23 protein-coding genes are annotated in these 24,968 nt (G+C 71.4%); 4 read left to right on the top strand and 19 right to left on the bottom strand.

What is annotated here, in order from left to right; all coding sequences use genetic code 11:
* Positions 1-2: 2 nt before the first annotated feature.
* The 10 genes from ACIHCL_RS12175 to ACIHCL_RS12130 all read right to left on the bottom strand — a co-directional run bounded on the left by ACIHCL_RS12175 (position 3) and on the right by ACIHCL_RS12130 (position 10,561).
* Positions 3-1,496, bottom strand: coding sequence for an ATP-binding protein (locus ACIHCL_RS12175; protein ID WP_399860242.1), 1,494 nt, complete (start codon positions 1,494-1,496; stop codon positions 3-5).
* A gap of 488 nt (positions 1,497-1,984) precedes the next feature.
* A complete protein-coding gene (locus ACIHCL_RS12170; protein ID WP_399860240.1) occupies positions 1,985-2,383 on the bottom strand; it encodes a cell division protein SepF in 399 nt (132 codons plus the stop codon).
* A 104-nt stretch (positions 2,384-2,487) separates the two neighbouring features.
* Complete coding sequence (locus ACIHCL_RS12165) at positions 2,488-3,795, bottom strand: cytochrome P450 (protein ID WP_399860238.1); 1,308 nt, start codon at positions 3,793-3,795, stop codon at positions 2,488-2,490.
* Positions 3,795-4,406 (bottom strand): GTP-binding protein, encoded by a 612-nt coding sequence (locus tag ACIHCL_RS12160; protein ID WP_399860236.1) that lies wholly within the window; start codon positions 4,404-4,406, stop codon positions 3,795-3,797. The genes ACIHCL_RS12165 and ACIHCL_RS12160 overlap by 1 nt, the downstream gene beginning before the upstream one ends.
* Positions 4,384-4,737: a DUF742 domain-containing protein gene (locus tag ACIHCL_RS12155; RefSeq protein ID WP_399860233.1), complete on the bottom strand. Its 354-nt coding sequence runs from the start codon at positions 4,735-4,737 to the stop codon at positions 4,384-4,386. The genes ACIHCL_RS12160 and ACIHCL_RS12155 overlap by 23 nt, the downstream gene beginning before the upstream one ends.
* Positions 4,734-5,159 carry a roadblock/LC7 domain-containing protein gene (locus ACIHCL_RS12150; protein WP_399860230.1) on the bottom strand — a complete coding sequence of 142 codons (426 nt, stop codon included), beginning with the start codon at positions 5,157-5,159 and terminating at the stop codon, positions 4,734-4,736. Before ACIHCL_RS12150 ends, ACIHCL_RS12155 begins: the two co-directional genes overlap by 4 nt.
* Positions 5,156-6,631, bottom strand: coding sequence for an ATP-binding protein (locus ACIHCL_RS12145; RefSeq protein WP_399860228.1), 1,476 nt, complete (start codon positions 6,629-6,631; stop codon positions 5,156-5,158). Before ACIHCL_RS12145 ends, ACIHCL_RS12150 begins: the two co-directional genes overlap by 4 nt.
* A 114-nt stretch (positions 6,632-6,745) precedes the next feature.
* Positions 6,746-7,747, bottom strand: coding sequence for an MBL fold metallo-hydrolase (locus ACIHCL_RS12140; protein ID WP_399860226.1), 1,002 nt, complete (start codon positions 7,745-7,747; stop codon positions 6,746-6,748).
* A 428-nt stretch (positions 7,748-8,175) separates the two neighbouring features.
* Positions 8,176-9,348, bottom strand: coding sequence for a Gfo/Idh/MocA family protein (locus tag ACIHCL_RS12135; protein ID WP_399860223.1), 1,173 nt, complete (start codon positions 9,346-9,348; stop codon positions 8,176-8,178).
* 412 nt (positions 9,349-9,760) lie between these two features.
* Positions 9,761-10,561, bottom strand: a complete 801-nt coding sequence (locus ACIHCL_RS12130; RefSeq protein ID WP_399860221.1) for a DeoR/GlpR family DNA-binding transcription regulator — start codon at positions 10,559-10,561, stop codon at positions 9,761-9,763.
* A gap of 186 nt (positions 10,562-10,747) precedes the next feature.
* Between ACIHCL_RS12130 and ACIHCL_RS12125 the strand changes: the two genes are divergently transcribed.
* Positions 10,748-11,632 carry an SIS domain-containing protein gene (locus ACIHCL_RS12125; protein ID WP_399860219.1) on the top strand — a complete coding sequence of 295 codons (885 nt, stop codon included), beginning with the start codon at positions 10,748-10,750 and terminating at the stop codon, positions 11,630-11,632.
* 356 nt (positions 11,633-11,988) lie between these two features.
* Here the strand turns inward: ACIHCL_RS12125 and ACIHCL_RS12120 are convergent, their stop codons facing one another.
* The 9 genes from ACIHCL_RS12120 to ACIHCL_RS12080 form a co-directional block, all read right to left on the bottom strand.
* A complete protein-coding gene (locus tag ACIHCL_RS12120; RefSeq protein ID WP_399860216.1) occupies positions 11,989-12,570 on the bottom strand; it encodes a hypothetical protein in 582 nt (193 codons plus the stop codon).
* A 114-nt stretch (positions 12,571-12,684) separates the two neighbouring features.
* On the bottom strand, positions 12,685-13,857 hold the full coding sequence (locus tag ACIHCL_RS12115; protein ID WP_399860213.1) for a P1 family peptidase: 1,173 nt from the start codon (positions 13,855-13,857) through the stop codon (positions 12,685-12,687).
* Between the two features lie 86 nt (positions 13,858-13,943).
* Positions 13,944-14,699, bottom strand: coding sequence for a 4'-phosphopantetheinyl transferase (locus ACIHCL_RS12110; protein WP_399860211.1), 756 nt, complete (start codon positions 14,697-14,699; stop codon positions 13,944-13,946).
* 355 nt (positions 14,700-15,054) lie between these two features.
* Positions 15,055-16,236, bottom strand: coding sequence for an MFS transporter (locus ACIHCL_RS12105; protein ID WP_399860208.1), 1,182 nt, complete (start codon positions 16,234-16,236; stop codon positions 15,055-15,057).
* A gap of 6 nt (positions 16,237-16,242) precedes the next feature.
* Positions 16,243-16,800 (bottom strand): GNAT family N-acetyltransferase, encoded by a 558-nt coding sequence (locus ACIHCL_RS12100; protein WP_399860206.1) that lies wholly within the window; start codon positions 16,798-16,800, stop codon positions 16,243-16,245.
* Between the two features lie 16 nt (positions 16,801-16,816).
* The gene (locus ACIHCL_RS12095) at positions 16,817-17,986 is read right to left on the bottom strand and encodes a type III PLP-dependent enzyme (RefSeq protein WP_399860204.1); all 1,170 of its coding nucleotides are present in this window, start codon (positions 17,984-17,986) and stop codon (positions 16,817-16,819) included.
* A complete protein-coding gene (locus tag ACIHCL_RS12090) occupies positions 17,977-19,314 on the bottom strand; it encodes a DUF6271 family protein (protein ID WP_399860203.1) in 1,338 nt (445 codons plus the stop codon). The genes ACIHCL_RS12095 and ACIHCL_RS12090 overlap by 10 nt, the downstream gene beginning before the upstream one ends.
* Positions 19,296-20,360, bottom strand: coding sequence for a phytanoyl-CoA dioxygenase family protein (locus ACIHCL_RS12085; protein ID WP_399860201.1), 1,065 nt, complete (start codon positions 20,358-20,360; stop codon positions 19,296-19,298). The genes ACIHCL_RS12090 and ACIHCL_RS12085 overlap by 19 nt, the downstream gene beginning before the upstream one ends.
* Positions 20,361-21,165: 805 nt before the next feature.
* Positions 21,166-22,101 (bottom strand): ArsR/SmtB family transcription factor, encoded by a 936-nt coding sequence (locus ACIHCL_RS12080; RefSeq protein ID WP_399860200.1) that lies wholly within the window; start codon positions 22,099-22,101, stop codon positions 21,166-21,168.
* Between the two features lie 669 nt (positions 22,102-22,770).
* Here ACIHCL_RS12080 and ACIHCL_RS12075 point away from each other — a divergent pair.
* From ACIHCL_RS12075 to ACIHCL_RS12065, 3 genes are all read left to right on the top strand, one after another.
* Entirely contained in the window at positions 22,771-23,346 is a 576-nt protein-coding gene (locus tag ACIHCL_RS12075; protein ID WP_399860197.1) for a TerD family protein, read from the top strand.
* 44 nt (positions 23,347-23,390) lie between these two features.
* Positions 23,391-23,972 (top strand): TerD family protein, encoded by a 582-nt coding sequence (locus ACIHCL_RS12070; protein ID WP_399860195.1) that lies wholly within the window; start codon positions 23,391-23,393, stop codon positions 23,970-23,972.
* 63 nt (positions 23,973-24,035) lie between these two features.
* On the top strand, positions 24,036-24,968 hold a 933-nt coding region (locus tag ACIHCL_RS12065; RefSeq protein ID WP_399860192.1), incomplete at its 3' end, for a hypothetical protein.

Genomic DNA, 24,968 nt, shown 5'->3' with positions numbered 1-24,968 from the left:
CATCACAGGTCTACCACTGTCACCCCGGCCGTCTCCCCAGCCCCGAACGCACCCCGTTCGGTGACCGTGCCCACCAGCCCGATATGACCGGTCGCGGCGACCGAGACCGCGAGATCCAGCAGTCCGTGCAACTGCCGTCCGTCCAGGTCGCGGTCGAGTCCGTCGGCCAGCACGGTGAGTGTCTGGAGGGCCGAGGGCACCTCTCCGACGGCGTCCACCGCCAGCACCCCGGGGCCGACGAGCAGGACGAGCGCGTGCGCGAGGTACCGCAGCTCGCTGTCGCCGAGCCGGCTGAGCGGCGTGCTGCCACCGCCCTCACGCCGGACCACGGCGCGCACCAGCCCGTCCGGCAACGGTTCCACGCCCAGTGCGGTGACCGGCCGAGTCCAACCGGCGCGGGCCGCCGCGACCAGCCGGGCGTGGGGTTGGGCACACTGCGTGCGCGTGCGCTCCAGCACCGCCGCGAGGTTGTCGCAGCTTCGGCGCAGCCGGTTGTCACCCGCCGGAACCGGGGCACGCATCCGCGACGGCTGCGGTTCGCAGGAGAAGACCGACCGGAGGGCCACGATCGTCTGTTCCGCCGCGGCCAGGACCTGTAACTGCCCCTCGGTCCTGCCCGCCACCCGCAGGGGCAGCAGGGCCGTGCCGAGCCGGTCGTCGGGCAGCGGTGCCCGGGTGACCGGGACCGTGCCGGCCGTATGCCAGGCCGCCTGGACCATCGAACGGCCAGGATCGCGCAGTGCGGTGGTGAGCAGCGTCTCACCACCACCGGTGAGCCGCTCGCCGACGATGCGCAGGGTGGGCTCCGCCTGGACGGCGACATCGAGCCGCACCGGTCCCACCGGTCCGTCCGTGGTACAGCCGATGCGGAACCCGCGCCGCCCCTGCGTGTCGGCCACGGCCCCCTCCGGTACGCAGCCCTCCGGATCCGGGAACACCTCGCCGAGCGGCTCCCCGCCCGCCAGCCGCGCCAGTGCCTCGTAGGCCCGCAGCACACTCGACTTGCCGCTGCCGCCGGAGCCGGTGAAGAGCGTGACCGGGCCGAGGCGGAACGTGGCACCCCGGTGCGCGGCGAAGGCGGAAAGGCGCAGCTCGGTGACCACGGGCCCGGCGGAACGGACGGATCCGAGCGAGGGCGGAGCGGCGGAGGGACGGACGGATCCGGCGGAAGGCAGAGGTCCGGCAGTGCCGACGGATCCGGCGGAAGGCGATGCGGCGGAAGGCGATGCGGTGGTGGGGTGGAGGGACTCGATGGAGCGGAAAGACTCGGCGGAGCCGAGGAGCTCAGCGGCGCGGACGAGTCCGGCGGGAACCGGCGCACCCGCGCCGACCGACGCGACGGAACCGGCGCGGACACGGACACTCCCGGCACCGGGCACCCCCGCGTCGGCGACGGTATCCGGTGGCGTACCGGAGGCGGGCGGCGGCATGGTGGTTCCCGGCGGCGTACCGGAGGCGGGCGACGACGTGATGGTTCCCGGGCGGAGTGCAGTCATGGGCGGACGGTATGCAGACCGTGAACAGAAGAACCGTTCCGCCTGGCCGACCTTCCTACGATCGGGCTATGTCTGCCGCGGCGCCCCCGCGCGGTGGACCTTCCCGACCGCGGAAGCCGCTTCTTCCCGCCTGCCATGGGCCCGCCGTCCGCCCGGTGAACCTCACCGCTTCCGTGATCGAGGAGGCCGGTACCGGAAGCCCTCCCCCGCTCGCCGGGTTCCGCGCCTGGCGCGTGACCGCCGGACGAGCCGGCTCCTCCGCCGGGGCGCGCCCCGCACCTCCTGCCCGGTGTGCGACGCCCGGGACGCGTACCGCGTTGCCGGGGTCGGCCGAGTGCGTCCCGCACGCGGTGGTCCCCCACCCGGCCGCCGGACAGACACCTCGCCGCCGTACAGACACCTCGCCGCCGTACGGACGCCTGGTGCCGCAGGACCGGACACCGCACGCGGCGCCCTGCGAGCGAACGGCGTCATCTGCCGGACGCGGCCTAACCCTGGAGGCCGGCCGCGGCCGCCCCCTCGACCTCCATGCCCGCCGGTGACAGCAGGAAGACGTTCCGGTCGACCCGGTGCATCCCGCTGCCGAGACCGAAGACGACCCCACTGGCGAAGTCCAGGATGCGCTTGGCCACGTCCGGCTCGGCGTTCGTCAGGTCGAGCAGCACCGGAACCTGCGCGACCAGATACTCCGCCACCTCGCGTGCGTCCGCGAAGACCTGGACCCTGATCACCACGAGGCGTCGCTGCTCGGCCTCCGAAGGCTCGTCGGGGACCGTACGGTGATCGACCCGTGACGGCCACTCGTTGCGGCTGCGCAGAGGCACGACCTGGGCAAGCCCCTCCCACTGCTCGTCCGTGACGTCGTCGTACCTGTCGTACCTGCTCACCGGACCACCCCGTCTGTGCTTCGGTCGGCGTTGCGCCCGCTGCGCTCGCTGTTCATCGGGCAATTCTCTCGTCCCTCACCCGTTCGGCGTACTACCGACACGGTTCACGGGCCGATCGGCACGCCTGTCGGGGAGCCTGCGTCCGTGTCCGCCCGGCCCGAGTCCGCGCCCGGCGGGGCCTCGGTCGTGTCCCCCCGGCCCGTGGCCGCGTTCATGTCGACAGGGGTGAAACGTACCGGAAGCCTCACCAGGGCACGGTGGAAGGGTCCCGGACGCCATCTCAGCTCATCCATCGGAACGCTCAGTTCGATGTCGCACAGCTGGCTGGTGAGCTGCTCGATCGCGGTCATCGCCATGAGCAGCGCCGGCTGCTGCGCCGGGCATCGGTGCGGACCGGCCGACCAGGCCAGGTGGGCGCTGGATCCGGAGCGGGTGCCGGAAGCGGGGAAGCCGGGCCCGGACTGGCCGTTGGCCGCGGCGTAGGAGACCAGGACCAGTTGTCCCGCGTGCAGCCGGACACCGTGGAACTCGGTGTCGTGGCGGGGGTAGTGGGCCGAGAAGTTGGCCAGCGGGGGGTCTTGCCAGAGGACCTCGTCGATCGCCTCGTGCGCCGTCATCGCCCCGCCGTGCAGCGAGCCCGCGTACCGGGCGTCCGTGAGCATGTGCAGCAGCGCGTTGCCGATCAGGTTGGTCATCGGATCGTGACCCGCGCTCATGAGCAGGGTGATCTGACGGACCGTCTCATCGTTGTCCAGGTCCGCGGGATGGGCGAGGAGGTAGGAGGTCAGGTCGTGGCGCGGCCGGTCGCGCCGGGCGGCGACCAGATCGGTGACGACCTGTACGAGGTCGGCGTAGGCGGTGGCGGCGTCCTCGGCGGAGTTGAACATCCCGGCGATGCCGTCGACGATGCGCCCCGCGTCGCCCGGTGGCACTCCGAACCAGGTGACGAAGACGTGCACCGGGAGCCGTCGGGCGTACTGGGCGATCAGGTCGCCGCTGCCGGTGGCGGCGAATTCGCCGATCAGGCGCCGGGCGGCGCGAGCGGTCTCGGCACGCAGGACGTGCGGCTCGATCAGGGCGAGGCCGTCGTTGATGGCCCGGCGGTAGCGGGCGTGCACCTCACCGTCGCTGAAGAGCGCGGTGGGCCGGTAGCCGAGCATCGGCAGGACCGAGGAGTCCTCGGGGACGGTGGCCTGCCAGGCGCGCGGGTCCTTGGTGAAGGTGTGGGTGTCGCGCAGCAGGTCCACGGCGGCCTGGTAGTCGATGACCAGGAGCGCGTCGATGCCGGGGGCCAGCCGGACGGGGGCGAGGGGGCCGTGCTCCCGCAACCGCCGGTAGTGCCCGTGCGGGTCGGCGGCGAACTCCGGGCCGTACAGGGCGAGGGGCTGCGGCGGCTGTACGAACGGTGTCATCACGGATCCTCGGGCGGGGGCAGTCGGGTCAGCACGTGTTCGGCCAGCGCGATGAGCGCGTCGATGCTGCCGCGCCGTTCGCGGGCGTCGCACTGCACGAGCGGGGTCTCGGGGTCGAGGTCGAGGTGCCCCCGCAGGACGTCGTCGCTGTGGGCGGGGGCGTCGGGGAAGCGGTTGACGGCGACGGCGTACGGCAGACCCTGCTCCTCGACCATGTCCATGACCGCGAAGGAATCGGCGAGCCTGCGGGTGTCCACCAGGACGAGTGCACCCAGCGCACCGCGCGCGATGTCCTCCCAGAGCGGGAAGAACCGCTGCTGTCCGGGCGTGCCGAACATATAGAGCACGAGGTCGTCGAGGACGGTGAGCCGGCCGAAGTCGACGGCGACGGTGGTCGTGGTCTTGTCCGGCAGTCCCGCGGTGTCGTCGAACCGGACGCTGGACTCGGTCATCGCCTCTTCGGTGTGGAGGGTGGCGATCTCCGACAGCGTACGGATCAGCGTGGTCTTGCCCACGCCGAACGGACCCGTGACGACGATCTTCATCAGGGTCCGGGCGGCGGACGGCAGGTAGCCGACGCCCGCGCGGTCAGTGGAGGGAGCGGAGTCCAACGAGCAGCCTCTCGACGAGCGACCGGTCGATCTCCCCGGCGCTGGGGATGGGCGGTCGGATGTGCAGATGTCCGGCGGCCGCGAGGTCTGTGGCCAGGAAGACCGTGGCGCTGGCCGGAAGATCCAGGTGGGCGGCGCACTCGACGACGGTGAGCGCTCCCGGTGCCAGTAGTTCGCACAGCCTGCGCTGCTCGGAGCCGGCGTCCGGGGGCAGGTCCGTGTCGGTGCGTACGAGTACGGCGAGCCGGTCGAGTGCGGGCCCGGCGGGCCGGGTCCGGCCGCCGGTGACCAGATAGGCGGGGATCAGGCGGCGTCCTCGGCCGGCGGTCATGGCCGGTCGACGGGGTCTGGTCGGCGGGAGGGCGCGTTCATCGCCCGGGTCAGGGCGCTCACCTGGACCTGCATCTGGTACGCGATGTCGCCGAGCTTGGCCCCGGGCTCGGCGAACAGGGCGAGCGTGGTGTTGCTCCCGGCCGGTACGACGATGGCGAAGCCCAGGTCGGACTCGACGACCGTCTGCGCCAGCTGTGGCGCCTGGACGTCGGTGAAGGCGGTGGTGAACGCGCGGGCCGCGGCGTGCAGGGTGGCGGTCATGGCGGCGACCCGCTCGCCCGAGGCCCGGTCCAGTTCGGGCGACGCGCCCTCGACGAGGCCGTCACCGGTGGCGACCACGGCGTGCTGGACCCCGGGGAGTTCCAGCAGGGGGGTCAGCACCCAGGCGAGGTCACCGGTGGTGGGGGTGGGGGCGCTCACGTCTCGTCTCCTTGTTCGTGCCGGCCGTCGCGGTGGTGCGCGTGCTCGTGGTGGTGTTCGTGGTCGTCCGGTACCGGGGCGGTGGCGGCCCGCCCGGTCGAACTCCTGCCGTTGAGAGTGCCTTGTTGGAGTGCCGCCCAGGAAGCCCCCGCCTGCTCCGGTGTACGGGACACGCTTTCGCGGCCCCGGGTGGCCGCAGCGGTCGCGGAGCGGGCCGCTTCGGGACGCGGGGAGCGGCGGCGCCGGGTGGGAAGCCCGGTGGACTGCCCGGCGCCCGGCTGCGGCGCGGAGGCGGACGCGTGCCCGGGAGCGTCGGCGGCGGAGGCGGTGGCCGTGGCGGCAGCGGAGCGGGACGACGCGGCCGGGCCCGAGGACACGGCGGAGTCCGGAGGGGCGGCGGAGCCGGACGCCGGGCCGTGGGCCCGGATCGGCGACGGGGCGAGCGCGGACAGACTGTGGTCGTCCTCCAGCACGGTCAGCAGATGGGCGGGGACGCGCAGCATCGTCCGCATGCCGCCGAACGGCGAAGCCTCGACGTGGCAGTCGAAGCCGTACTGCGCCACGAGCCGGCCGACGACGGCGAAGCCGGTCCTGGGCGGATCGCCCAGTTCGGTCAGGAGCACCTCGGACCGGCCGGCCAGCAGCCCGCGGGCCCGCTCCAGCGCATCGTCGTCCATGCCGATGCCGCCGTCGTCGACGACCAGGAACGCACCGCGTCCACCGCTCTGCTGGATGGTCACCTGCACGTCGGTGTCGGGATGCGAATACGCCGTGGCGTTGGCCAGCAGCTCGGCGAGCGCGATAGCGAGGGGCTCGGCGGCACGGGCGACGAGCGCGAGCCGCTCGTCGCGCAGATGGTTGGCGACCTTGATCCGTTCGTAGCCCGAGACACGGGACTGGGCACCGAGCACGATCTCGACGAGCGGCGAGTTCTGGCGGGCAAGCCCCGGCCAGGCGTCGCACAGCACGGCGGTGGCCTGGGTGCGCCGCAGCGCCAGCTCGTTGCGGAAGTCGAGTTGCAGGATCCGCGGATCGTCGTACTCGTGCTGGAGTTCGTGGAGCAGCTGCTGCGACTGGTTGAGCAGGGACTGGATCTTCGCGGAGGTGCCACGCATCGCCGCACGCGCGGCGGCGTCGACCCGCCCGCGCTCCTCGACCACCGCCGTGCGGGTGGCCTGCACGGCCTCGGAAAGCAGTCGGGCGGCCTCGCCGTCGATCTCGGCCGGCTGCCACAGCCCGGGGACCGGTGCGGTGGGGTGGGAGAGGGCGAGCGCGGCGGCCGGGATGCGCCGACGGGCCAGCTGCCGGATCTCGTCGGTGAGGGCGGCGGTACGGGCCTCGGCGGCCTTGGTCTGCCGTTCGGCCGTCTCGGCGCGGGTCAGCGCCAGGTACTCCGAACGCACCGCGTTCCGTGCGCGGGCGCCCGCCGCCACGGCCACGGCGGCGGCGATCATCGCCAGGATCCATCCCATGCCGTCACCACATCCCTGTAGTCGGGCCGGTCGTCGGCCACACGGGTCTTCGCCCGGATCGGGCGCCGGGCGGCCCGAACCGGTGTCCGGCGGAAACGGCTGCGGTGCTCCTGCTCACCGCTCGGCCGTGCCCGCCGTCTCGCGGGACTGCTCCATTTCCCGGGCGACGACGGCGACATCGGTCATCACCTGGAGCACTCCGGGCAGTTCGGAGCCGTCGAGCTGCCGGTACTCACTGCCGATGGTCACCACCAGCCGCTCCGGGAGCCCGAGTTCCCGGTAGCGGCCCTCGCCGATGACCCGGCGGGCCGCCTCCAGGGCGGGGACGCCCGCGGCATGGAAGGCGTGGGCTCGCTCGCGCACGTACTCCAGGTACACGATGTGCTCGCGCACCCCGGCCCGGTCGAGCACCGGCCCGTGCCCCGGCACGATGGTCTCGGCGCCGGTGGCCAGGATCCGTTCACAGGCCGCGATGACGTTGCCGAGCGGGCCCGCCCAGTGCACCGCGTGGTCGCCGGGCCGGGCGGAGGTCGAGGAGAAGATGACGTCCCCGCTGAACACGGTGTTCTGCTCGGGCAGATGAACCATCAGGTCGCCGGTGGTGTGGGCGGGGGGCAGCGCGGTGAGCCGGACCGGGTAGTCGCCCAGGGTCAGTTCGAGCTCGCCGGTGAAGTACGTGGTGGGGTGCACGGGCTCGGTCCGCGACCAGTCGAAGGGGCCGAAGTGCCGGGCGAGGTAGGCCCCGAGCGCAGACTCCCGGTCCCCGCTGACGACGAGCGCGTGCTGCTGCTGCGGCGTGGGTTCGTAATGGATGTGCTCGCGGGCCTCACGGGTCGCGATGATCTCCGCGTCCGGAAGGACGCCCGCGCCCCAGAAGTGGTCGCCGTTCGCATGGGTGACGATCACCCGGTCGATGGAGACGCCGTCGGGCAGCCGCTTGGTCGACTCGGCCAGGAACCGGCCCGCGAGCGTCCTGTCGTACGGGGTGTCGATCCAGAGCGCACCGCGGGGCGAAACGAGCAGACCGCAGTTCGCCAGCCCCCAGCCCCGTTTCGGCGGAAGCCATGCGTACAGGCCGCGGCCCAGATCGACGATGTCTCCACTCGTGATCGACATGGACGCGATTATGCCCACCGTTATCCGGCCATGCGTTCGAAGTTGGTCACTATTAGGTCTCGTTGGCGTGAAACGGCCACTTACTCACTCTCATGGCGGCGCATCGGTGACCCTGGGGAACCATTTTCCCTCACCCCCAGAAGGGGCTTTCCGGCCAAATGACGCAACCCACCCCTAGGGTACCTCTGTTGCGCCAGAAGGCCGACGAGCCACTGTCAAACCCGATCAGGCCGATTACCCACCGAGCATGGCTGAAAACAGCCCCTATGAATGCCCGGGTTCCGCCGACCGGCGTGCCCTCTTCCGTCCGGGCCCCTCCGACCGCGGCGGGGCCCGCACCTTCCACCACTGCCGGAACCCTCCCCCGGCTCCCCGGGCTCCCCGGGCTCCCGCAACCCTGTGCCCTCGCCCCTCCCCGGAGGTACGCCTCAGCGGACCTGTCCGCGCTCGAAGTACGCGACCAGCTCCGGGTCGAGGGCCGGTACCTCGTACGGCACACCACCCTCGCGCAGGGAGCGCGTGGCCAGCACACCGGCGGCCACGCTCATCCGGGCGGCGACCGGCGAGGTGTCGGTGACGCCGCCGTCGCGGACGAACCGGCAGAACTCCGCCATGATCCGGGTGTCACCGCCGCCGTGGGTGCCCCCGGCGTCCGGCACCCGGTAGGTGATGTCGGCCTCGCGGCGGTAGCCGGTGGGGCCGGTGTTCCACACCTTGACCTCGTCGCCCGGACCGTCACCGAAGTTCTCCAGACGCCCCTCGGTGCCGATGACGGTGTAGTTCCGCCAGTAGTCCGGGGTGAAGTGGCACTGCTGATAGGCGGCCACGACGCCGTTGTCGAGCCGCATGTTCATCACCGAGACATCCTCGACGTCCACGGTGTGGTGCAGGTCCTTGCGGGCCGTCGGCGGCCAGTCGAACTCGCGCAGCCAGTTCGCGGGGCGCGGGGTGTCCGGCTCCCGGCGCGGCAGGTCGCCGTAGACGAGCAGGTCGCCGAGTGCGTTGACGCGGCGGGTGTAGCCGCCCGCCAGCCAGTGCAGGACATCGATGTCGTGGGCGGCCTTCTGGAGCAGCAGACCGGTGGTGCGGGTCCGGTCGGCGTGCCAGTCCTTGAAGTAGTAGTCACCGCCGTAGCCGACGAAGTGCCGTACCCACACGGTCTTGGGCTCACCGATGTCACCGCGGGCGATGATGTCGCGCATGAGGCGCACGACGCCCATGTGCCGCATGTTGTGTCCGACGTACAGCCGGGCGCCGGTCTCGTACGCCGTGCGCAGGATGGTGTCGCAGCTCTCGACCGTGATGCCCAGCGGCTTCTCGACGAAGACCGCCTTGCCCGCCCGGAGCGCGTCGACCGCGACGGCTTCATGGGTGTCGTCCGGTGTAGCGACGATGAGCGCGTCGAGGTCGTCGCGGCCGAGGAGCTGCTTGTAGTCCTCGACGGCGACATCGGTACCGAAGCGCTCGGCCTCCCGTCGGCGCACCTCGGGGTCGAGGTCGCAGACGGCGGTGATCGCCGACCCCTTTCCGGGGTGGTGGGCGGCCGCCGCGATGGAGCGGCGCAGGCCGAGCCCGATGACGCCGAGTCGCAGGTCTGACACGGTGGTCCCTTCTGTCCATGGGTGGTGCCGGGGGTACGCGCGGCCCGTGGGGACCGCCTCCGCCGGGACGCGGGCACCCCTACGGAACGGCCGGCTCCGCACATGCGGGTGCACGGATGGCATCCCTCGGCGGCGACAGGCCCATAGTTCACGACGCCGCACCAGAATGGCAAGAGTTGTTCATTTAGCAGGGATATCGCGCATCTCTCAGCACGAGAGCGTCCATAAGCATCCATGGAGGCATCACACGACCCATCAGGAGCGCCCCGCATGCCCTCTCGGCGCACCTCGCGCGCCCTCTGCGCACGACTGGTTCGCGCGCCTCGCCCCGCCGTGTCGCGCACCGTACGGGCGACCGGGTCCGGGTACGACCCGACCGGACCCCGATCACACAGGTCCGGGGGAAGGAGGGTCAGACGGCGACGACGGTGACACCGGCCTCCGAGAACCGGGCGACGGCCTCGGGCGCGATCCCCTTGTCCGTGACCAGGAAGTCGACCTGCGCGAGGTCGCAGACCCGGGCGAAGGCCCGTTTGCCGATCTTCGAGGAGTCGGCCGCCACCACCACACGCTGCGCCTGCTGGGCGAGCAGGCGGTTGATGCTGGCCTCGCCCTCATGGTGGACATAGGCGCCGCGCTCGGTGTCGATCGCGTTGACCCCGAGCACGGCGACGTCCAGGGTGATCTCGCCCAGGACACCGCTGGCCAGGGGGCCCGTCAGCTCGTACGACTGCGGCCTGGCCACACCGCCGGTCACCACGATCTTGATCTGGGGCCGGATCACCAGTTCGTTGGCGATGTTGAGGGCGTTGGTGACGACGGTGAGGGCCGGCTGAGCGCCCAGCCCCGCAGCGGTGTCCCCGGCGACGTCGGAGCGCGTCGCCAGCGAACGGGCCACCTCGGTCAGCGTCGTGCCGCCCGTCAGTCCCACCACCTCGCCCATCGCGATCAGTTCGGAGACGGCCCGGCCGATGGCCTGCTTCTCGGGGGCGTGACGGCCGGCCTTGTAGCGCAGGGCCAGCTCATAGCCGACCCCGTGCGCGACCGCTCCCCCGCGGGTGCGCGTCAACAGCTGCTGCTCGGCGAGCTGGTCCAGGTCACGACGGATGGTCGCGGCCGAGACGTCCAGCGTGGCGGCGGCGTCCTCGACCTCCACCCGGCCGTTCCTGCCGACGAGCTCCAGCAGCGCGTTCCACCGGGCTTCCCTGGACAAGAGAACTCTCCTCACGATCCCGGGCTTCGGACACCCATCCCCGTGGGTACGGTCACCGGACACGCGCAAGCGTGGCACACAGCACTGCACGGTCAAGCATTCTGCACACTGAATGCTTGATAATGCTCGCATCACCCATATAGCGTGCACGAACGAGCATCATCCTACGAGTTCGGAGTGCATGAAGTGTCATTCGTCGAGATCGAGACAGCCAGTCAGCCCGAGTGCTGGCGCCGCGCCGCCGATCTGGCCGCCTCCCAGTCGTCCGCGCTGCCCGTCGCCGGTGAGCGCGTCGCGGTCGTCGGCTGCGGCACCTCGTTCTACATGGCCCAGGCGTACGCCGCGCTCCGCGAGGGGGCCGGGCAGGGCGAGTCCGACGCCTTCGCCGCCTCTGAGTTCCCCTCCGGCCGGGCGTACGACCGGGTCGTCGCGCTCACCCGCTCGGGCACCACGACCGAGGTCCTGGAACTGCTCGACCGCCTCCGCGGCACCACCCGCACGGTGGCCATCACCGCCGACCCGGACACCCCGGTCATGACGTCCGCCGACGATGTCGTCGTCCTGGACTTCGCCGACGAGAAGTCCGTGGTGCAGACCCGGTTCGCCACCACGGCGCTCACCCTGCTCCGCGCCCACGTCGGGCTGCACACCGACGCCGTGGTGCGCGACGCGGAGACCGCACTGGCGGAGCCGCTGCCCGAGGGGCTGCTGGACTGCACCCAGTTCACATTCCTCGGCCGGGGCTGGACGGTGGGGCTCGCCAACGAGGCCGCGCTCAAGATGAAGGAGGCCTCGCTCGCCTGGACCGAGTCGTATCCCGCGATGGAATACCGCCACGGTCCCATCAGCATCGCCACCGACACCACCGCGACCTGGATGTTCGGCACCGCGCCCGAGGGTCTGCCGGAGCAGCTGCGCGCGACCGGTGCCCGCTGGGTGGACAGCGACCTGGACCCGCTGGCGGATCTGGTACGGGTGCAGCTCCTGGCGATCGCCCGCGCCACGGCCCGCGGCCTGGACCCGGACAGTCCGCGCCACCTGACCCGCTCGGTCGTGCTCGCGGACGACTGACGGCCGCCGGGCATCGTGGGGCGGCCTGCCGTGTACCCGGTCCGGGTATGCGGGAGGCCGCCCGAGAGACCCTTCGCCGCCCGCCCCAGCCGGGCGTTCACGAGGGGTCCCGCCCTGGCCGCCGACCGGCGGATCCGGGTTCCTCGGCGTGTCCGAGGGCACGGAGGCCGCCCCGGACGAGGCGCATGGGGGCGCTGGCGTGGCCGCCTCCGCTCGATGTGCTCCGCGGGAAGGGCCGCCACGGAGACGGTCCCCGACCGCACCGGCAGGCCGGGGGCGCCAGTGCCCGCCGAAGCTTGACGGTGCGCGATGTGAGGGGCCGGCCTGCGTGTCCCGGCCCCTCGGGGGGCGTCGTCTCAGGACTCCTCGAAGTAGACGTCGAGCACCGCGTCGAGCTGCTCCGCCCACCGCTTCAGATCGCTCCGGGCGGGCGCCTCGACCTCGGCGTTGAACCACCGACGGGTCGACAGGTGGACCGTGACGGTGAACCGGCGGCCGAACCTGGCGGTCTTCATCTCGACCGCCCCGATCTCGTCCCAGTCGAATTCGGCCTCCTGATCGTCCAGCCGGAACCGGACGCCCTCGTGGTTCACCGTGATCGCCCCGCGGCGGTCGGTCACCTCGAACTCCGGCCCGTCCTTTGGTCGTTGGTCGCTTGTCTCCTTTCCTTCGGTGGTGGGCGCCGCGTCATCGCCCGCGGCGTCCGCGGCTGCGGACGGCTCGTCGAGGGACGCCTCGCCGCCGTCGGCGGACTCCGCGGGGGCGTCGTCGACGGCGACCGCGGCGGTCGCCGCCTCGTCCGCCTGCTTCCGCTCCTGCTGGCCCCGGCTCGGTGCCGTCGTCCCGGCGGCGACGGGGGCCGTGAGGCCGGGGATGTACGCCGGGTCTGTCCCCGCGGCGTACCCGGGCTGAGTGTTCGGATCTATGCGCTGCTCCACGGCGGGCAGTATGGCCGACGAACCTGTTCGAGAACCAGCGCCCCCCGCGCCGGCCGCCCGTACGCCCCGGCAACTCCCCCGAACGCCGGGCCGGAACCCGCCCGGCGTACGGCCTCAGCGCGTCCGGTCCGCCACCAGCGCGGCCACCCGGTCCAACGGGAGCGCCGGAACGTGGTGGCCGGCCCGTCCGGTCATCGCGTGCGCGCCGGTGAGCGCGTTGAGCACCGCCTCCTCCACCGATTCGACCACCGCTCCGTAGAAGGGGTCCATCCGGCCCCAGGGCACGAAACGCATCGACTCGTACGGCGCGCTGTCGTCGTCCTCGGGGAACGTGCTGGTCAGGGCGGACGGGTTGGCCGTGGAGAAGGCCAGGAAGAGGTCTCCGGAGAAGTGGCTGCCGGTGGTTCCGGTGCGGCCGAGGCCCAGTGTCGCCCGTCGCGCCATCGCCTTGCACTGCCCCGGCAACAGCGGCGCGTCGGTCGCCACCACCACGATCACCGAGCCCGCGCCGGGCGGCACCGGGCGCTCCGGGTCGGCCACCGGACCGCGGCCGGGTGCCAGGGCCGAGTCGGCCGCGTCGGCCGGAGCCCGGGCCGCGACCGGGGCGGGCAGTTCGCGCCCCACCGGCACACCGGCCATCATCAGTTCGCGCCGTGCGCCGAAGTTCGCCTGCACGAACGCGCCCACGGTGTAGCGGTCCGCGCCGTACCGGACCACCCGCGACGAGGTCCCCGAGCCACCCTTGAAGCCGTAGCAGCGCATGCCCGTGCCGCCGCCGACACACCCCTCCTCGACCGGCCCGGAGTCCGCCGCGTCGATGGCAGCCCCCGCGTGGTGCGGCCGCACCGCCGTGCCGTGGATGTCGTTCAGATGGCCGTCCCACGTCTCCGTGACGACCGGCAGCAGCCATTCCGGTGCCATGCCCGCGCAGTTGGCGCGTACCCACTCGACCACGCCCCGGTGCACCGGGCCCACCGCGTACGTGTTGGTGATGAGCACCGGGACGGCGAGCGACCCGCTCTCCTCGATCCAGGCCGTCCCGGTCATCTCGCCGTTACCGTTGAACGAGTGCCGGCCGGCCGCGCAGGGGGTGCCCACACCGTCCCGGCCGCGCGGCAGGAGCGCGGTCACCCCGGTGCGCACGTCGTCGCCTTCGACGAGGGTGACGTAGCCGACCTCGACGCCCGGAACGTCCGTGATCGCATTCCACCGGCCCGGCTCACCCGTCAGCGGGATGCCCACCTCACGCGCACGCCTGCGTTCTTCGTTCGTGTGATCATCGCTCATGCGAGCAGAGACTACGGGCGGTCCCGGGCCCCGGACGAGAGGGAGGACGACAGCCGCCCGGAAAGCCCGGCGCCGTGGGAGACGGCCTACGGGCCGACCGGCGCGTTCTCGATGACGATCGCGGTCGCCACCAGACCGTCGGCGACCAGCCAGCGGCCCGGCAGCTGCCTGGGGACCGTCGGTACAAGGGCCGACGGCGGCGCCTGGCTCCCGAAGGCCCGTCCGGGCACGGCCTGCGGCCCGGACTCCGGAACGGTCTGCGCCCGCGCCGCCAACTCCTCTTCAGGCACCAGGAGTTCCGCGGTGAAGGAACCGTCCGGGTGGAGCACGATGTCGGCCTGCTCGAAGTCCAGCCAGCGATGGGTAAGCGGGAACCACGTCTTGTAGACGCTCTCCTTGGCGCTGAACAGCAGCCGGTCCCAGTGGATTCCGGGGTGCCGTCCGCGCAGCTCGCGTTCGCGCCGCTGCTCGGTCGCGAGCGCGATGCTGTCGTGCACGTCGTCGGGCAGCGGCGCGTGCGGTTCGGCGTCTATGCCGATGGAACGGACCTCCGCGCGGTGCGCCACCGCGGCGGCCCGATACCCGGCGCAGTGGGTCATGCTCCCAACGGTGGCGTCCGGCCAGACCGGGGCACCGCGTTCGCCCTTGAGAATGGGCGCGGGGGCCACGCCGAGCGCGCCGAGCGCGCGGCGGGCGCAGTGGCGCACCGTGGTGAACTCCCTGCGCCGTACCTCCACGCTGTTGCGGATCAGCTCCTCCTCGGCGGGGAAGAGCGTGGCGTGGGGCGGATCGGCGAACGCCTCCTCCACGACCACCCGCGACGGCAGGATCTTCTCGATCACGGTCTCCCCCTCATCCACTGCACCGGCTCGGCGGTTCGGCACCGTCCGGCCGGGCCGGTGCCGGTTCCAGCATTCCCCTCACAAGAACACTCATGCCCCTCCCGGCATCATCCGTCCCGTCGCGCCGGTCGGCACGTCCGCGGACTTTCGGCTTCGTTCGACGAGCCGGTGAACCTTTCCCGCCCCAGAGCCATGAGGGCTGTCCCGTCCTCCGTGGTGGATCTGCGGGCGGGGTCGGATGCGGTGCGTCGCAAGGCGGAGGGGCGCCCGCACACGGGATGTACGCGGGCGTTCCGACAACGCGGCGCGGTGCCGCTGCCGCCGTCGGACGCCCGCCAGGGGCGACGGACGGCTCTCAACTCGGGATCGGCTCCGGCTCGGCCCGTCCGGGCCAGCGTATCCGGGTCGCACAGAGCGACACCAGCAGCGCGGAGGCGGCGACGGCCCCCATCCCCCACACCAGACCGTTGGCGTTCGCGATGAAGCCGATCACCGCCGGTCCGGCCAGCAACCCCGTCGTCCCCATGGCGGCGACCAGCGACAGGGCCCGGGTGCCCTGACCCGCCGCCGCCACGTACACGCACGGTGTGACGGCCGCGACGCCCAGGCCGACACAGGCGAAGCCGATCAGTGCCGGAACCGTGCCACCGGCCAGCAGGGCGAGTGCCAGTCCCGCCCCGGCCACCGCGCTGCCGGCCTTCACGATGCGCCCGTCGCCCCAGCGGCTGCGCCAGCCGTCGGCGAAGAGGCGCGCCAGCACCATCATGACCGAGACGACCGCGATGCCCATGGGTGCCAACTGCGCGGACGCTCCGGCGACATCCTTCAGGTAGAGCGCGGACCAGTCGTTCATCGCGCCTTCGGTCACCGTGCCGAACACCATCGCGCAGCCCATCCATATGGTGACGCGGGACGGCATGGTCAGCCTGCGCCTGCTCTCCTTCGGCGTCTCCTTCTCGGCACCACTCAGGTCGTCCGCCAGGAGCCCCGAGCGGGTGAGCCCCACCAGCAGCAGCAGGAGTACGGAGGCCACTCCGAAGTGCACCGCGACCTCCGTCGTCACGATGTTCACGCCGGAGGCGAGCAGCGCGGCGAAGAGGGAACCGGCACTGAAGGTCGCGTGCAGCCTGGACATGGCGGTCCGCCGGAACGTGGCCTCCAGTGCCGCGCCCTGCGCGTTCATGGCGACGTTGAGGCACCCGACGGCGACGCCGTCGCAGCAGATCGCCACGAGCGCGACCGGATAGTTCGGTGCCGCGGCCAGCGCGAGCAGCAGCAGGCTCAGACAGATGGCCGACAGGAATGCGAGACGCCGCGACCCCAACCGTCTCATCAGCACCGTCACCAGGGGGAACGACACCGCCGCGCCGGCGCCGCAGGCCATCAGCAGAAGGCCCAGTTCCGCTTCCGAGAGATCGAGCCTCGTCCTGATGGCCGGGAGCCGCGACGCCCAGGTCGCGTACTGGAACCCGAGAAAGCAGAACAACGCCGCGATCGCGAGTTGTGCCCGGTGGAATGGGTCACGGACGCCAAGCATGTGAGATCAGCCCACTTCGTCTTCCAGAGGCGCCCCGGGCGATGGCTCGGTGGCGCAAACCGTTCTCCCGGTGCGGTGGTCCGGCACCGTCCTGGACATGTACACCGCGCCGGGGCCGTAGCCCGGCGGCGGTGCGGTATGGGGGTGGGGGCGGTATCCGTTCGCCGACCAGAACGCGTCACTGCCCAGGACGGCGACCAGGGAGATGCTCCCGTACCCCTTCGCACCGGCCGTCTCCGTGAAGTGGCGCAGTAGTTCCCTCGCCAGTCCTCCGCCGCGGAACTCCTCGTCGACGACGAGGTCGTGCAGATGCAGGTTCCGCGAGTGGAAGACGACGTCCTCCGGCCGGTCGAGGTCCGGGTACGCGAGCTTCGGGTACGGGAGAGCCAGCAGGTAGCCGGCCGTCCGCCCTTCGCGGTCCAGCACGAAGCAGGTGCCGGGAGACGCCCGGGCCCTGGACCGCAGGGCGTCCCGTCCCTCGGACAGGCCGTGGGCGCCGTACACACGGGCCTCCAGCACCGTGATGCCGTCCCAGTCGCCCTCGGCGATGTGCCGTATGCGCACGTCGTGCGCCGTCCGTCTATTCACTGTCCGTCCAGGTGGCGGGGAGGGGTTCGAAACCGTTGAAGCCCTGGGTCATGTATCCGGTGGCGTAGGCGCCGCAGGAGAGGATCCAGACCGGATCGCCCGAGGCGACGGCCCTGGGCACGAGGACACGGTTGTGTTCGTGGGTGTAGGCGTCGTCGCTGTCGCACGTGGGCCCCGCCACGACGGCCGGAACGTGGTCCCGACCGTCGTGGGTGGGAAACAGCAGCCGGTACTGCAACTGGTCCATCTCGTAGAGGCCGTTGAACTTCCCGCAGCTGAGGTAGAGCCAGTGCTCCCGTTCGCCGCCGGCCCGCTCCCTCGACGTGAGGCGGGCCACGTGCGCCCTGATCGCCCCGTGGTCGGCGACGAGGTGGCGTCCCGGTTCGATGAGGAAGTCCAACGGGGACGCGGAGACCCCACTGAGGTGCCGCATGCCGTCGCGGATCACGGCGAAGATCTTGTCCACCGGAGGGTCCAACGGCCTTCCCCGGTTGTCGAAGTAGCCGAGGGCGGGCAGACCGCCGCCGAGATTGACGTGGTCCGGGAGGATGCCGCGCCGGTTCAATTCCGCGATCACGTCCGCGAGCCGTTCGAAGGTGTCCTGCCACGCCTCGGACGTCATCTGCTGGGAGCCGACGTGCACGGATAGCCCGGACGGGGTCAGTCCGGCCGCCCGCGCCGCCTCCATCACGCGTACGGCGTCGGCCTCCGAGCAGCCGAACTTGCGGCTCAGGCCCCACAGGGCGCCGTCCCCGGAGGTGGCGAGCCGGCAGAACACCCGGGCTCCGGGGGCGTGGGCCGCGGTCGCCGCCACGTCCTGCGGGCTGTCGGTCGCGAAGTCCCTGATGCCCAGGCGGTGCGCGGCGGCGATGTTCCGGTCCGACTTGATGGTGTTGCCGTAGTGGATCCGGTCGGCCGGCACACCGGTGGCGAGGGCCTGTTCGATCTCGCGGGGGCTCGCCGCGTCGAAGCCGCATCCCTTGCTCGCCAGCCGGGCGAGGACGGCGTCCACGGGGCATGCCTTCATGGCGAACCGCACGGAAACGCCCGGGAGTTCCCGACAGAGCGCCTCGTACTGCGCCTCGATTCCCGCGAGGTCGAAGACGATCCGGTCCTCGGTGGCGGCGGCCAGAGCGGCGTGCAGGCGTGCGTTCAGACGCATGGCACCGACGGGTCCCGGTGAGTGCCCCGGGGCAGGCCGGTGGACCTGCTCGCCCGGACCAGCGGCCCCCACGCCTCGATCAGCGTGGCGTAGTCCTCGATGTCCTCCTGCGCCTCTTCCAGCAGCCGCTCCCCGCGCGGCGCCAGGGAACGGGCGAACTCCTCGTACCTTCCGCCGAGTCGGCGGTACGAGCGGTCGATGACGGCCAGTCGCCGGACGTTGTCCGCCCGGTCCAGGCGGGCGCTCTCCCTGACCAGTCCGGCGACCGCATCGGGGCGGACCCGGTGCCGGTCGTCGAGCAGCGCGGCACCAGCCTCGGCCATCCGGTCGTAGATGTGGTTGAGGTAGAGCATCGACAGGAAGAACTTGGTGAACCGCAGTTGGTAGGCCATGAACCCGGCGTCGGTCCTGCGCTCGGGCGTGTAGTAGTTGACGATGTTGCGGTTGTGCAGCACTCCCGGCAGCGTGCCGTCATGCACCAGGTGCATCAGGAAGTAGTCGCTGCCGATGGTGTCGCCGGCGGGAGGCAGCGGGACGCGCTCGTACACCTCGTCCAGGAAGCTGATGTTGCACATGTCCACACGCATCGGGTCGACATGGGTGAGCGTGGAGTGGTCGCGTACGAACGGGTCGGTGCCCGCGCCCGTGAACGATTCCTCGACCAGGGCCCGCTTCCGCTCGTCCGGCCAGTCGAGCGGCGCCCACAGGCTGACCACGTCCCGGTAGACGGCCTGGTCGAGCCGGGCGATCTCACCGATGTCCACGGACAGTTCGCCGACGAAGGAACTGCCCACCATCACCACCGGCTTGCCGGTGTGTTCCGGTTCCAGCAGCGTCTGTGACACTCCGCTCGCCGCGTCGGCCGCGGTCTTGCCGAGCGAGGTGAGCTCGTGGTGGATGGGGAAGACCGGCCGGCCGTCCAGCTCCTGATAGCGGCTGTCCGAGTCCCGGCGGTGCACGGACGCGCAGCCGAGCGCTCCCGCGATGAGGAACGCGCGGTTGGTGCAGGCCCCGTAGGAGACACCGGACGGCAGCATGAGGTCGAGGATCAGGTCCGGCTTGACGACGCCCGCACGGCGGATCGCCCGCTCCAGGAAGTCCCGCTGCCGGGCCTCGGAGAGATGGTGGACCGTCACGTCGGGCGCCCGCCGGGTCTGCTCGACGACTCGCGCGTGTTCGGCGAACGCCTCGTCGCCGGAGGAGTCGAGGATCAGCAGGTGCACCTCCACGCCGAAGTGGGTGGCCGCGTAGTCGGCTTCCTCCCCCACGGCCGAAATGGTCGCGGCGCAGGCCCTGTTCGTGGGAAGCGTCAGGCAGATGCGGCGCATGCCGGCTCCCCCGTCGCCGCATCGGCTTCCCGCCCGTTCCAGGACGCGAGGCCCAGCAGCCGCTCGCCGAGGCCGCTCAGCTCGGCGGTGCCGTACCTGAGCGATTCGTGCTTCGTCACGTCGCCGACCAGGGTCGTGTTCCAGTCCGGTGTGCTGAGGTCGCGCCACGAGTCGACGCGGGACCGGCGCAGTTCCCGGTGCGACTCCAGCGCGGGCATCATGGAGAGGTACTGAACGGCGCGCACCCCGTCCCCGGAGGTGTTGCGGGCCACTCCGTGCGCCAGCAGGCCGTTCCAGATCAGCAGGTCACCGGCTTCGAGCTCCGGCCGCACGACGGGGAACTCAGCCCGGTCGGCATCCGGCCTGATCGGATCCCGGTCCGCCGGCTGCGCGACCTTCCACTCCTCGAACCGCCGGAAGAGCTCGGGTGAGCATTGGAAACCGCCGGCCTCGGGGCGGGTGTCGTTGAGCGCGATGACGCCCTGCACCCGCTGCGGCAGCACCCCGAGCGAGGTGTCGACGTCCCAGTGGAGTTCGATGTCGAAGCCCTTGTCGGTGGGGGCGATGAGCGCGCGGTCGCGGTTCTTGACGTTGGGCGGGTTGAGGTTGAGCCGGTCCAGGGTCACCCACAGCTCCTCGCAGTCCCACACGTCGACGAACGCGTCGTAGACGCGTCGCGTCTGGCGGCTGTCCCAGATGAGCTGGTGGTGGTACGCCTCGACGAAGCCGTAGACGTGCAGTTCCCGGTCCAGGTCCGTGCGGAACGGGCGGTCCTCGTACCAGGTGTCGGGCCGGGCCGGGTCGAGCCCCTGGAAGTCCCAGGTGAAGTCGAGCAGGCGTCGCGCCTCTTCGCTGGGGATCGCCTGCTTCACGACGACGTAGCCGTAGGTCTGCCAGAAGGCGAAGTCCTCTTCGGACAGCACCCGCAGTTCGTGGTTCTTCCGGATGTCCCGCAGCGGTGTCTGCGCCAGATAGGTCTCGCCGTCGGAGCTGAAGTACGGGCGGTCCGAAGCCGCGCGGTACAGGTAGGGAGCGGAAGTCGGCATGCAATCACTCCAGGGTCGGGGTTCTCGGTGGCGGGACGGGACCGGTCGCTCGGGCGGCGCCCCACCGTGCGGGCGCCGGAACGGAGAGGCGGGTGCGGCCCGGTCGACCGGTGCACGGGCCTCTCGTCTCCGATCGCGCACCGGTCCGGTGCCTGAGAAGGAGAGGGAGGGTAAGGGGAAGGGCTCGCGGAGGCGACGTCGCGCGGCGGAGACGGTCGGGGCTCTGCGCCCGCCGACCGTGCCACCGCAGTGCGGCTGCTCCGGGGCCGTGACATCGGCGTTGAGGTCACGGATGGCGTGCCGCCCGGCAGAACGGCGCAGCAGACGGGCGGCACCGCGACGGGGCTCACGGTGAGGTCCGGCCTCGGGCGCCGTTGCCCGCATCCGGCACCGGAGCGGAACGCCGCCACTTCGGTGCGGCGCCGGATCGGTGTGGCGTCAGGTCAGTGTGGCGCCGGGTCCACCGACGAGGGTTCCGGTCTCGGGAAGGTGACGGTTGCGGGTGTCTTGCACACGGCGTTGCGGTCCTCCGGTCGAGCGTTCTCGGTCCCGACTGTCGTCGACCCCCGAGGAGCGGGACAACCCTTTCGGTGAATGCCGAATCGCCTTGGTTGTACGCATGGTTGGTGATCCGGCGACCGCGGACGAGACACCGTCGGGGCAGGGGGAACAGAGGCGAAATTACCATGCACCTGCCAAGCAGTTCTCCACGGCAAAAGACATTCTTTACCGCCCGTTCCACAGGGGCGAGGAGGGTACCTCATGGATCACCTCACCGACGGGTCAACCCCGCCGCGCCGCGGGATCACTGATTCATCAGGCACTCCGTGAGCGCCACGCCCTCGCGGTTGAGTTCGTAGAGGACGCGGGTGCCCGCCCGATGGCGCCGCACCACCCCCGCGGACACGAGGGCCGACAGATGCTGGGAGACCGTGCTCGCGGCCAGCCCCAGATGGTCGGCGAGGGCGGACGTGGTGATGGGTGCGCCCAGCTCGCGTACGACCGACGCGCGCCCCCGTCCCAGCAGGATCGCCAGCCGGTCAGCCCGCTGCGGTTCCGCGACCCCGCCACCCCGCTTCCGTTCCGCACTCAGACCGCCCGCCCCCCGCGCGGCATAGGAGACCATGGTCCGGCCGTCGACGGTCGACCACCAGTGCGTGCCGTCCGTCAGCAGCATCGGCACCAGCGTCAGCAGATCCGCGCCGTCCGTGCGCTCGGGCGGGAGTCTCAGGTCGCGCATCAGCGCTGCACCGCCGCTCATCGCCAGCGTCCGCGACCGGAAGAGGATCTCCTCCTCCAGGGTGCGCGCCAGTCCGACGGCGCGCGACTCCATCCCGGATCGCCAGAAGTTCGCCAATTCGACCGCCAGGTATCCGAGTTGCCGCTCGGGATCGCGGATCAGCGCCGCGATCAGCGGGTTGTCGAACGCCTTGGGATATTCCCGGGCGAGTTCCTCACGGACCAGTCCGGGCGGAGTGCACTTCAGGGCGTCCAGTTCCCCCGCGACGCCAGCCCCGCGCACGACGACCCCTCTGGCGAAGAACGAGGGAACGCGCCTCCGGGGCCCGGCCAGTTCGACGACGGCCCTCAGACGCGGCGTCAGCGCGCCGTACGCCTCCCGGGCCCAGGACACATGCGGCCAGGGGGCGTCGGAGCCGTAGCGCGCCAGTAACGCCATCCCGCCGAATGCCTGCCACAGCTCGCACAACGCCAGCCGCACATCCGGGACCCGTCCGCCCATCGGCACTCCCGGTTCGCCGCACACCGGGCCGGGCACCTCACCCCGGACCGCACCCGACCCGCCCCGGACCGCCGCACCCGGCCGAAGGGCCCCTGGCGCCGACCCCGCCGCTCTCGACTCTCTTGATCTGGACCGGAGTTCGTCTCGCGAGAGCGGTGTGCCGACAGCGGCAGCGTGCGACGGATCGAGCATGAACCCCGCCCATTCATCGTGGTCCAGACCAATGATGAACGAGCTTTCGACACCGCTCGACGACTGTCAAGGATCTTGTGATCCAGGTCACTCGACAAACGCCGACATGTCCGCACCAAGCGGCCACGACGAGCCCCGTTCAGCCTGAGTACGCCGCCGCGAAGCCCGTCGGATCCGGGCCGGGAACCTCCTCTCCCGATCCGCCGACCCAGGCTCCGGCCAGCGGTCCACCCACAGCGGAACCCATCGCTCCAGGCGCCGTCGCGTCCGCTCGATGGGGCGTCGAAGCGGCGCCCGCGGTACGACCCTCATATTCATCGGATGATGGGTCGTCATATCGCGTTCCACGCCCTTTGACCCGCGCGATCCGGACAGTGCCCCACCGTTAAATCTACAGTGCTGTAGATTTTGGTCTCTGTCACAGAACGCGCGGACGGTGACTGTCCGCCGCGGGCTTCGGTATGAAGGAGAACCACTGTGGGTGTGAGCCTCGCCAAGGGCGGAAACGTCTCGTTGACCAAGGAGGCGCCGGGACTGACCGCCGTTCTGGTGGGTCTGGGCTGGGACGTCCGTACGACCACCGGCTCGGACTTCGACCTGGACGCCAGCGCCCTGCTGTGCGACGGCGCGGGCAAGGTGCTCTCCAACGCGCATTTCGTCTTCTACAACAACCTGCGGAGCCCGGACGGTTCGGTCGAGCACACGGGGGACAACCTCACCGGCGAGGGCGAGGGGGACGACGAGATCCTCAAGGTCGATCTGGCCGCGGTGCCCGCGGATGTCGCGAAGATCGTGTTCCCCGTGTCGATCCATGAGGCCGAGGGCCGGGGCCAGAGTTTCGGGCAGGTCCGCAACGCGTACATCCGCGTGGTCAACCAGTCCGGCGGCGCGGAGATCGCCCGCTACGACCTCAGCGAGGACGCGTCCACCGAGACGGCGATGGTCTTCGGCGAGCTGTACCGCAACGGCGCCGAGTGGAAGTTCCGCGCCGTCGGCCAGGGGTACGCCTCCGGGCTGGGCGGCATCGTCGCCGACTACGGCGTCCAGCTCTGACCACCACGCATCCGGCGACCAAGACATCCGAGAGGAGCGGACCCATGACCGTCGATCTGTCGAAGGGCCAGCGGATCAGCCTCGCCAAGTCCGGCGGCGGCGAACTCACCGTCGTACGCATGGGACTCGGCTGGAAGGCCGCACCCCGCAAGGGCTTCCTGGCCCGCCTGACCGCGCGTGAGATCGACCTGGACGCCTCGGCGATCCTGTTCGCCGGGGCGCAGGCCCAGGACGTGGTCTTCTTCCAGCATCTGACCAGTGACGACGGATCGGTGCGGCACACCGGTGACAACCTCGTCGGCGGTGCCGGCCAAGGGGGCGACGACGAGTCGATCGTCGTCGATCTGCAGCGGGTGCCCGCGCACATCGATCAGATCGTGTTCACCGTCAACTCGTTCACCGGCCAGACCTTCGAGGAGGTCGACAACGCCTTCTGCCGCCTGGTCGACGAGACCACGGGGCAGGAGCTGGCACGCTACACGCTGAGCGGCGGCGGACGTCACACCGCCCAGATCATGGCCAAGGTGGCGCGCTCGGGGGCTGGTTGGCAGATGGCCGCCATCGGCGCCGCCGCCGACGGACGCACCTTCCAGGACCTGCTGCCGGTCGTCGCCGACCACTTGTAGGCCTCGTACGCCGCGCCCGCCACCGGGCCGGGGCATCGGATCACAACACATCGGGGGACGGATATGGACCGGTCGTTCCGGCTGCAGGACGAGGACAGGGCCGACTACGCGGCGGCGCTGGACGAAGTCATCGAATCGGCGGAGATCCAGCGCTTGCTGGCCCGTTCGCACCTCGGCAAGGAACGGCTGCGTGCCACGGCCCTGGCGGCCACTGCCCGTATCGCGTCGGCCGCCGAGGCCGAGTACCGGTCCTACACGGAGCGGCGGCAGCGGCTGTGCGGCGAGGTACGGGACGATCGGGCGGCATCCTCTTCCGGGCCGGGGCACCAGGAGCGCACCGGCGCGGGTCTGGTGCCCGTGCTGGCGGTCCTGACTCCGCTCCTGGCCGCCGTCGCGGCGGGCACGTTCCTGCTTCTGGGGTACGGGATGCGGTTCACCGACAGCCTGCCCGACATGGCGGACACCCTGGTCAGCTCGGGCTGGATCAGCCTCGGCATCGCCGCGCTCACCGCCGTCGTCGGGCTCGTCGCCCTCTACCGGACCGCCGCGGAGCACAGGGAGCCGACCGCACGCACCCGTCCGGCGACCTCTCCCGACGTCGACCAGGCCAGGACGGTGTGGCTCGCGGCGCTGCGCGACGCGGGCATCCGGCCGTTCCTCGTCGCACGGCTCGGGGAGGAGGCTGCGGCGGCCGGGACCGGCCGCGCCTCGGGCTCCGACCGCCGGCCGCGTTTCAGCAGCCCGGACTTCGGTCGGCCGGACTTCGGCGGCCCGGACTACAGCGCACCGGACTTCAGCAGCCCCGGCTTCGACGGACCCGGCCACAACACACAGGACACCAAACCGGACCACAACCGACCCGACTACACCAGCCCCGACTTCAGCACACCGCACTACAGCAGCCCCGGCTTCGACGGACCCGGCCACAACACACAGGACACCAAACCGGACCACAACCGACCCGACTACACCAGCCCCGACTTCAGCACACCGCAC

This window comes from Streptomyces sp. NPDC052042 (assembly GCF_044548345.1).
Taxonomy (GTDB): domain Bacteria; phylum Actinomycetota; class Actinomycetes; order Streptomycetales; family Streptomycetaceae; genus Streptomyces.
Note: the sequence above shows the minus strand (reverse complement) of the source record. Positions and strands in the feature narration are given on the sequence as shown.

Bases quoted from the DNA above. Each gene is read 5' to 3' on its own strand.
- ACIHCL_RS12090 (WP_399860203.1), bottom strand. From the start codon at position 19,314: ATGCGCCGCATCTGCCTGACGCTTCCCACGAACAGGGCCTGCGCCGCG.
- ACIHCL_RS12145 (WP_399860228.1), bottom strand. From the start codon at position 6,631: ATGGGATGGATCCTGGCGATGATCGCCGCCGCCGTGGCCGTGGCGGCG.
- ACIHCL_RS12115 (WP_399860213.1), bottom strand. From the start codon at position 13,857: ATGAGCGATGATCACACGAACGAAGAACGCAGGCGTGCGCGTGAGGTG.
- ACIHCL_RS12095 (WP_399860204.1), bottom strand. From the start codon at position 17,986: ATGCGTCTGAACGCACGCCTGCACGCCGCTCTGGCCGCCGCCACCGAG.
- ACIHCL_RS12155 (WP_399860233.1), bottom strand. From the start codon at position 4,737: ATGACCGCCGGCCGAGGACGCCGCCTGATCCCCGCCTATCTGGTCACC.
- ACIHCL_RS12070 (WP_399860195.1), top strand. From the start codon at position 23,391: ATGACCGTCGATCTGTCGAAGGGCCAGCGGATCAGCCTCGCCAAGTCC.
- ACIHCL_RS12080 (WP_399860200.1), bottom strand. From the start codon at position 22,101: ATGGGCGGACGGGTCCCGGATGTGCGGCTGGCGTTGTGCGAGCTGTGG.
- ACIHCL_RS12175 (WP_399860242.1), bottom strand. From the start codon at position 1,496: ATGACTGCACTCCGCCCGGGAACCATCACGTCGTCGCCCGCCTCCGGT.
- ACIHCL_RS12105 (WP_399860208.1), bottom strand. From the start codon at position 16,236: ATGCTTGGCGTCCGTGACCCATTCCACCGGGCACAACTCGCGATCGCG.
- ACIHCL_RS12085 (WP_399860201.1), bottom strand. From the start codon at position 20,360: ATGCCGACTTCCGCTCCCTACCTGTACCGCGCGGCTTCGGACCGCCCG.
- ACIHCL_RS12140 (WP_399860226.1), bottom strand. From the start codon at position 7,747: ATGTCGATCACGAGTGGAGACATCGTCGATCTGGGCCGCGGCCTGTAC.
- ACIHCL_RS12165 (WP_399860238.1), bottom strand. From the start codon at position 3,795: ATGACACCGTTCGTACAGCCGCCGCAGCCCCTCGCCCTGTACGGCCCG.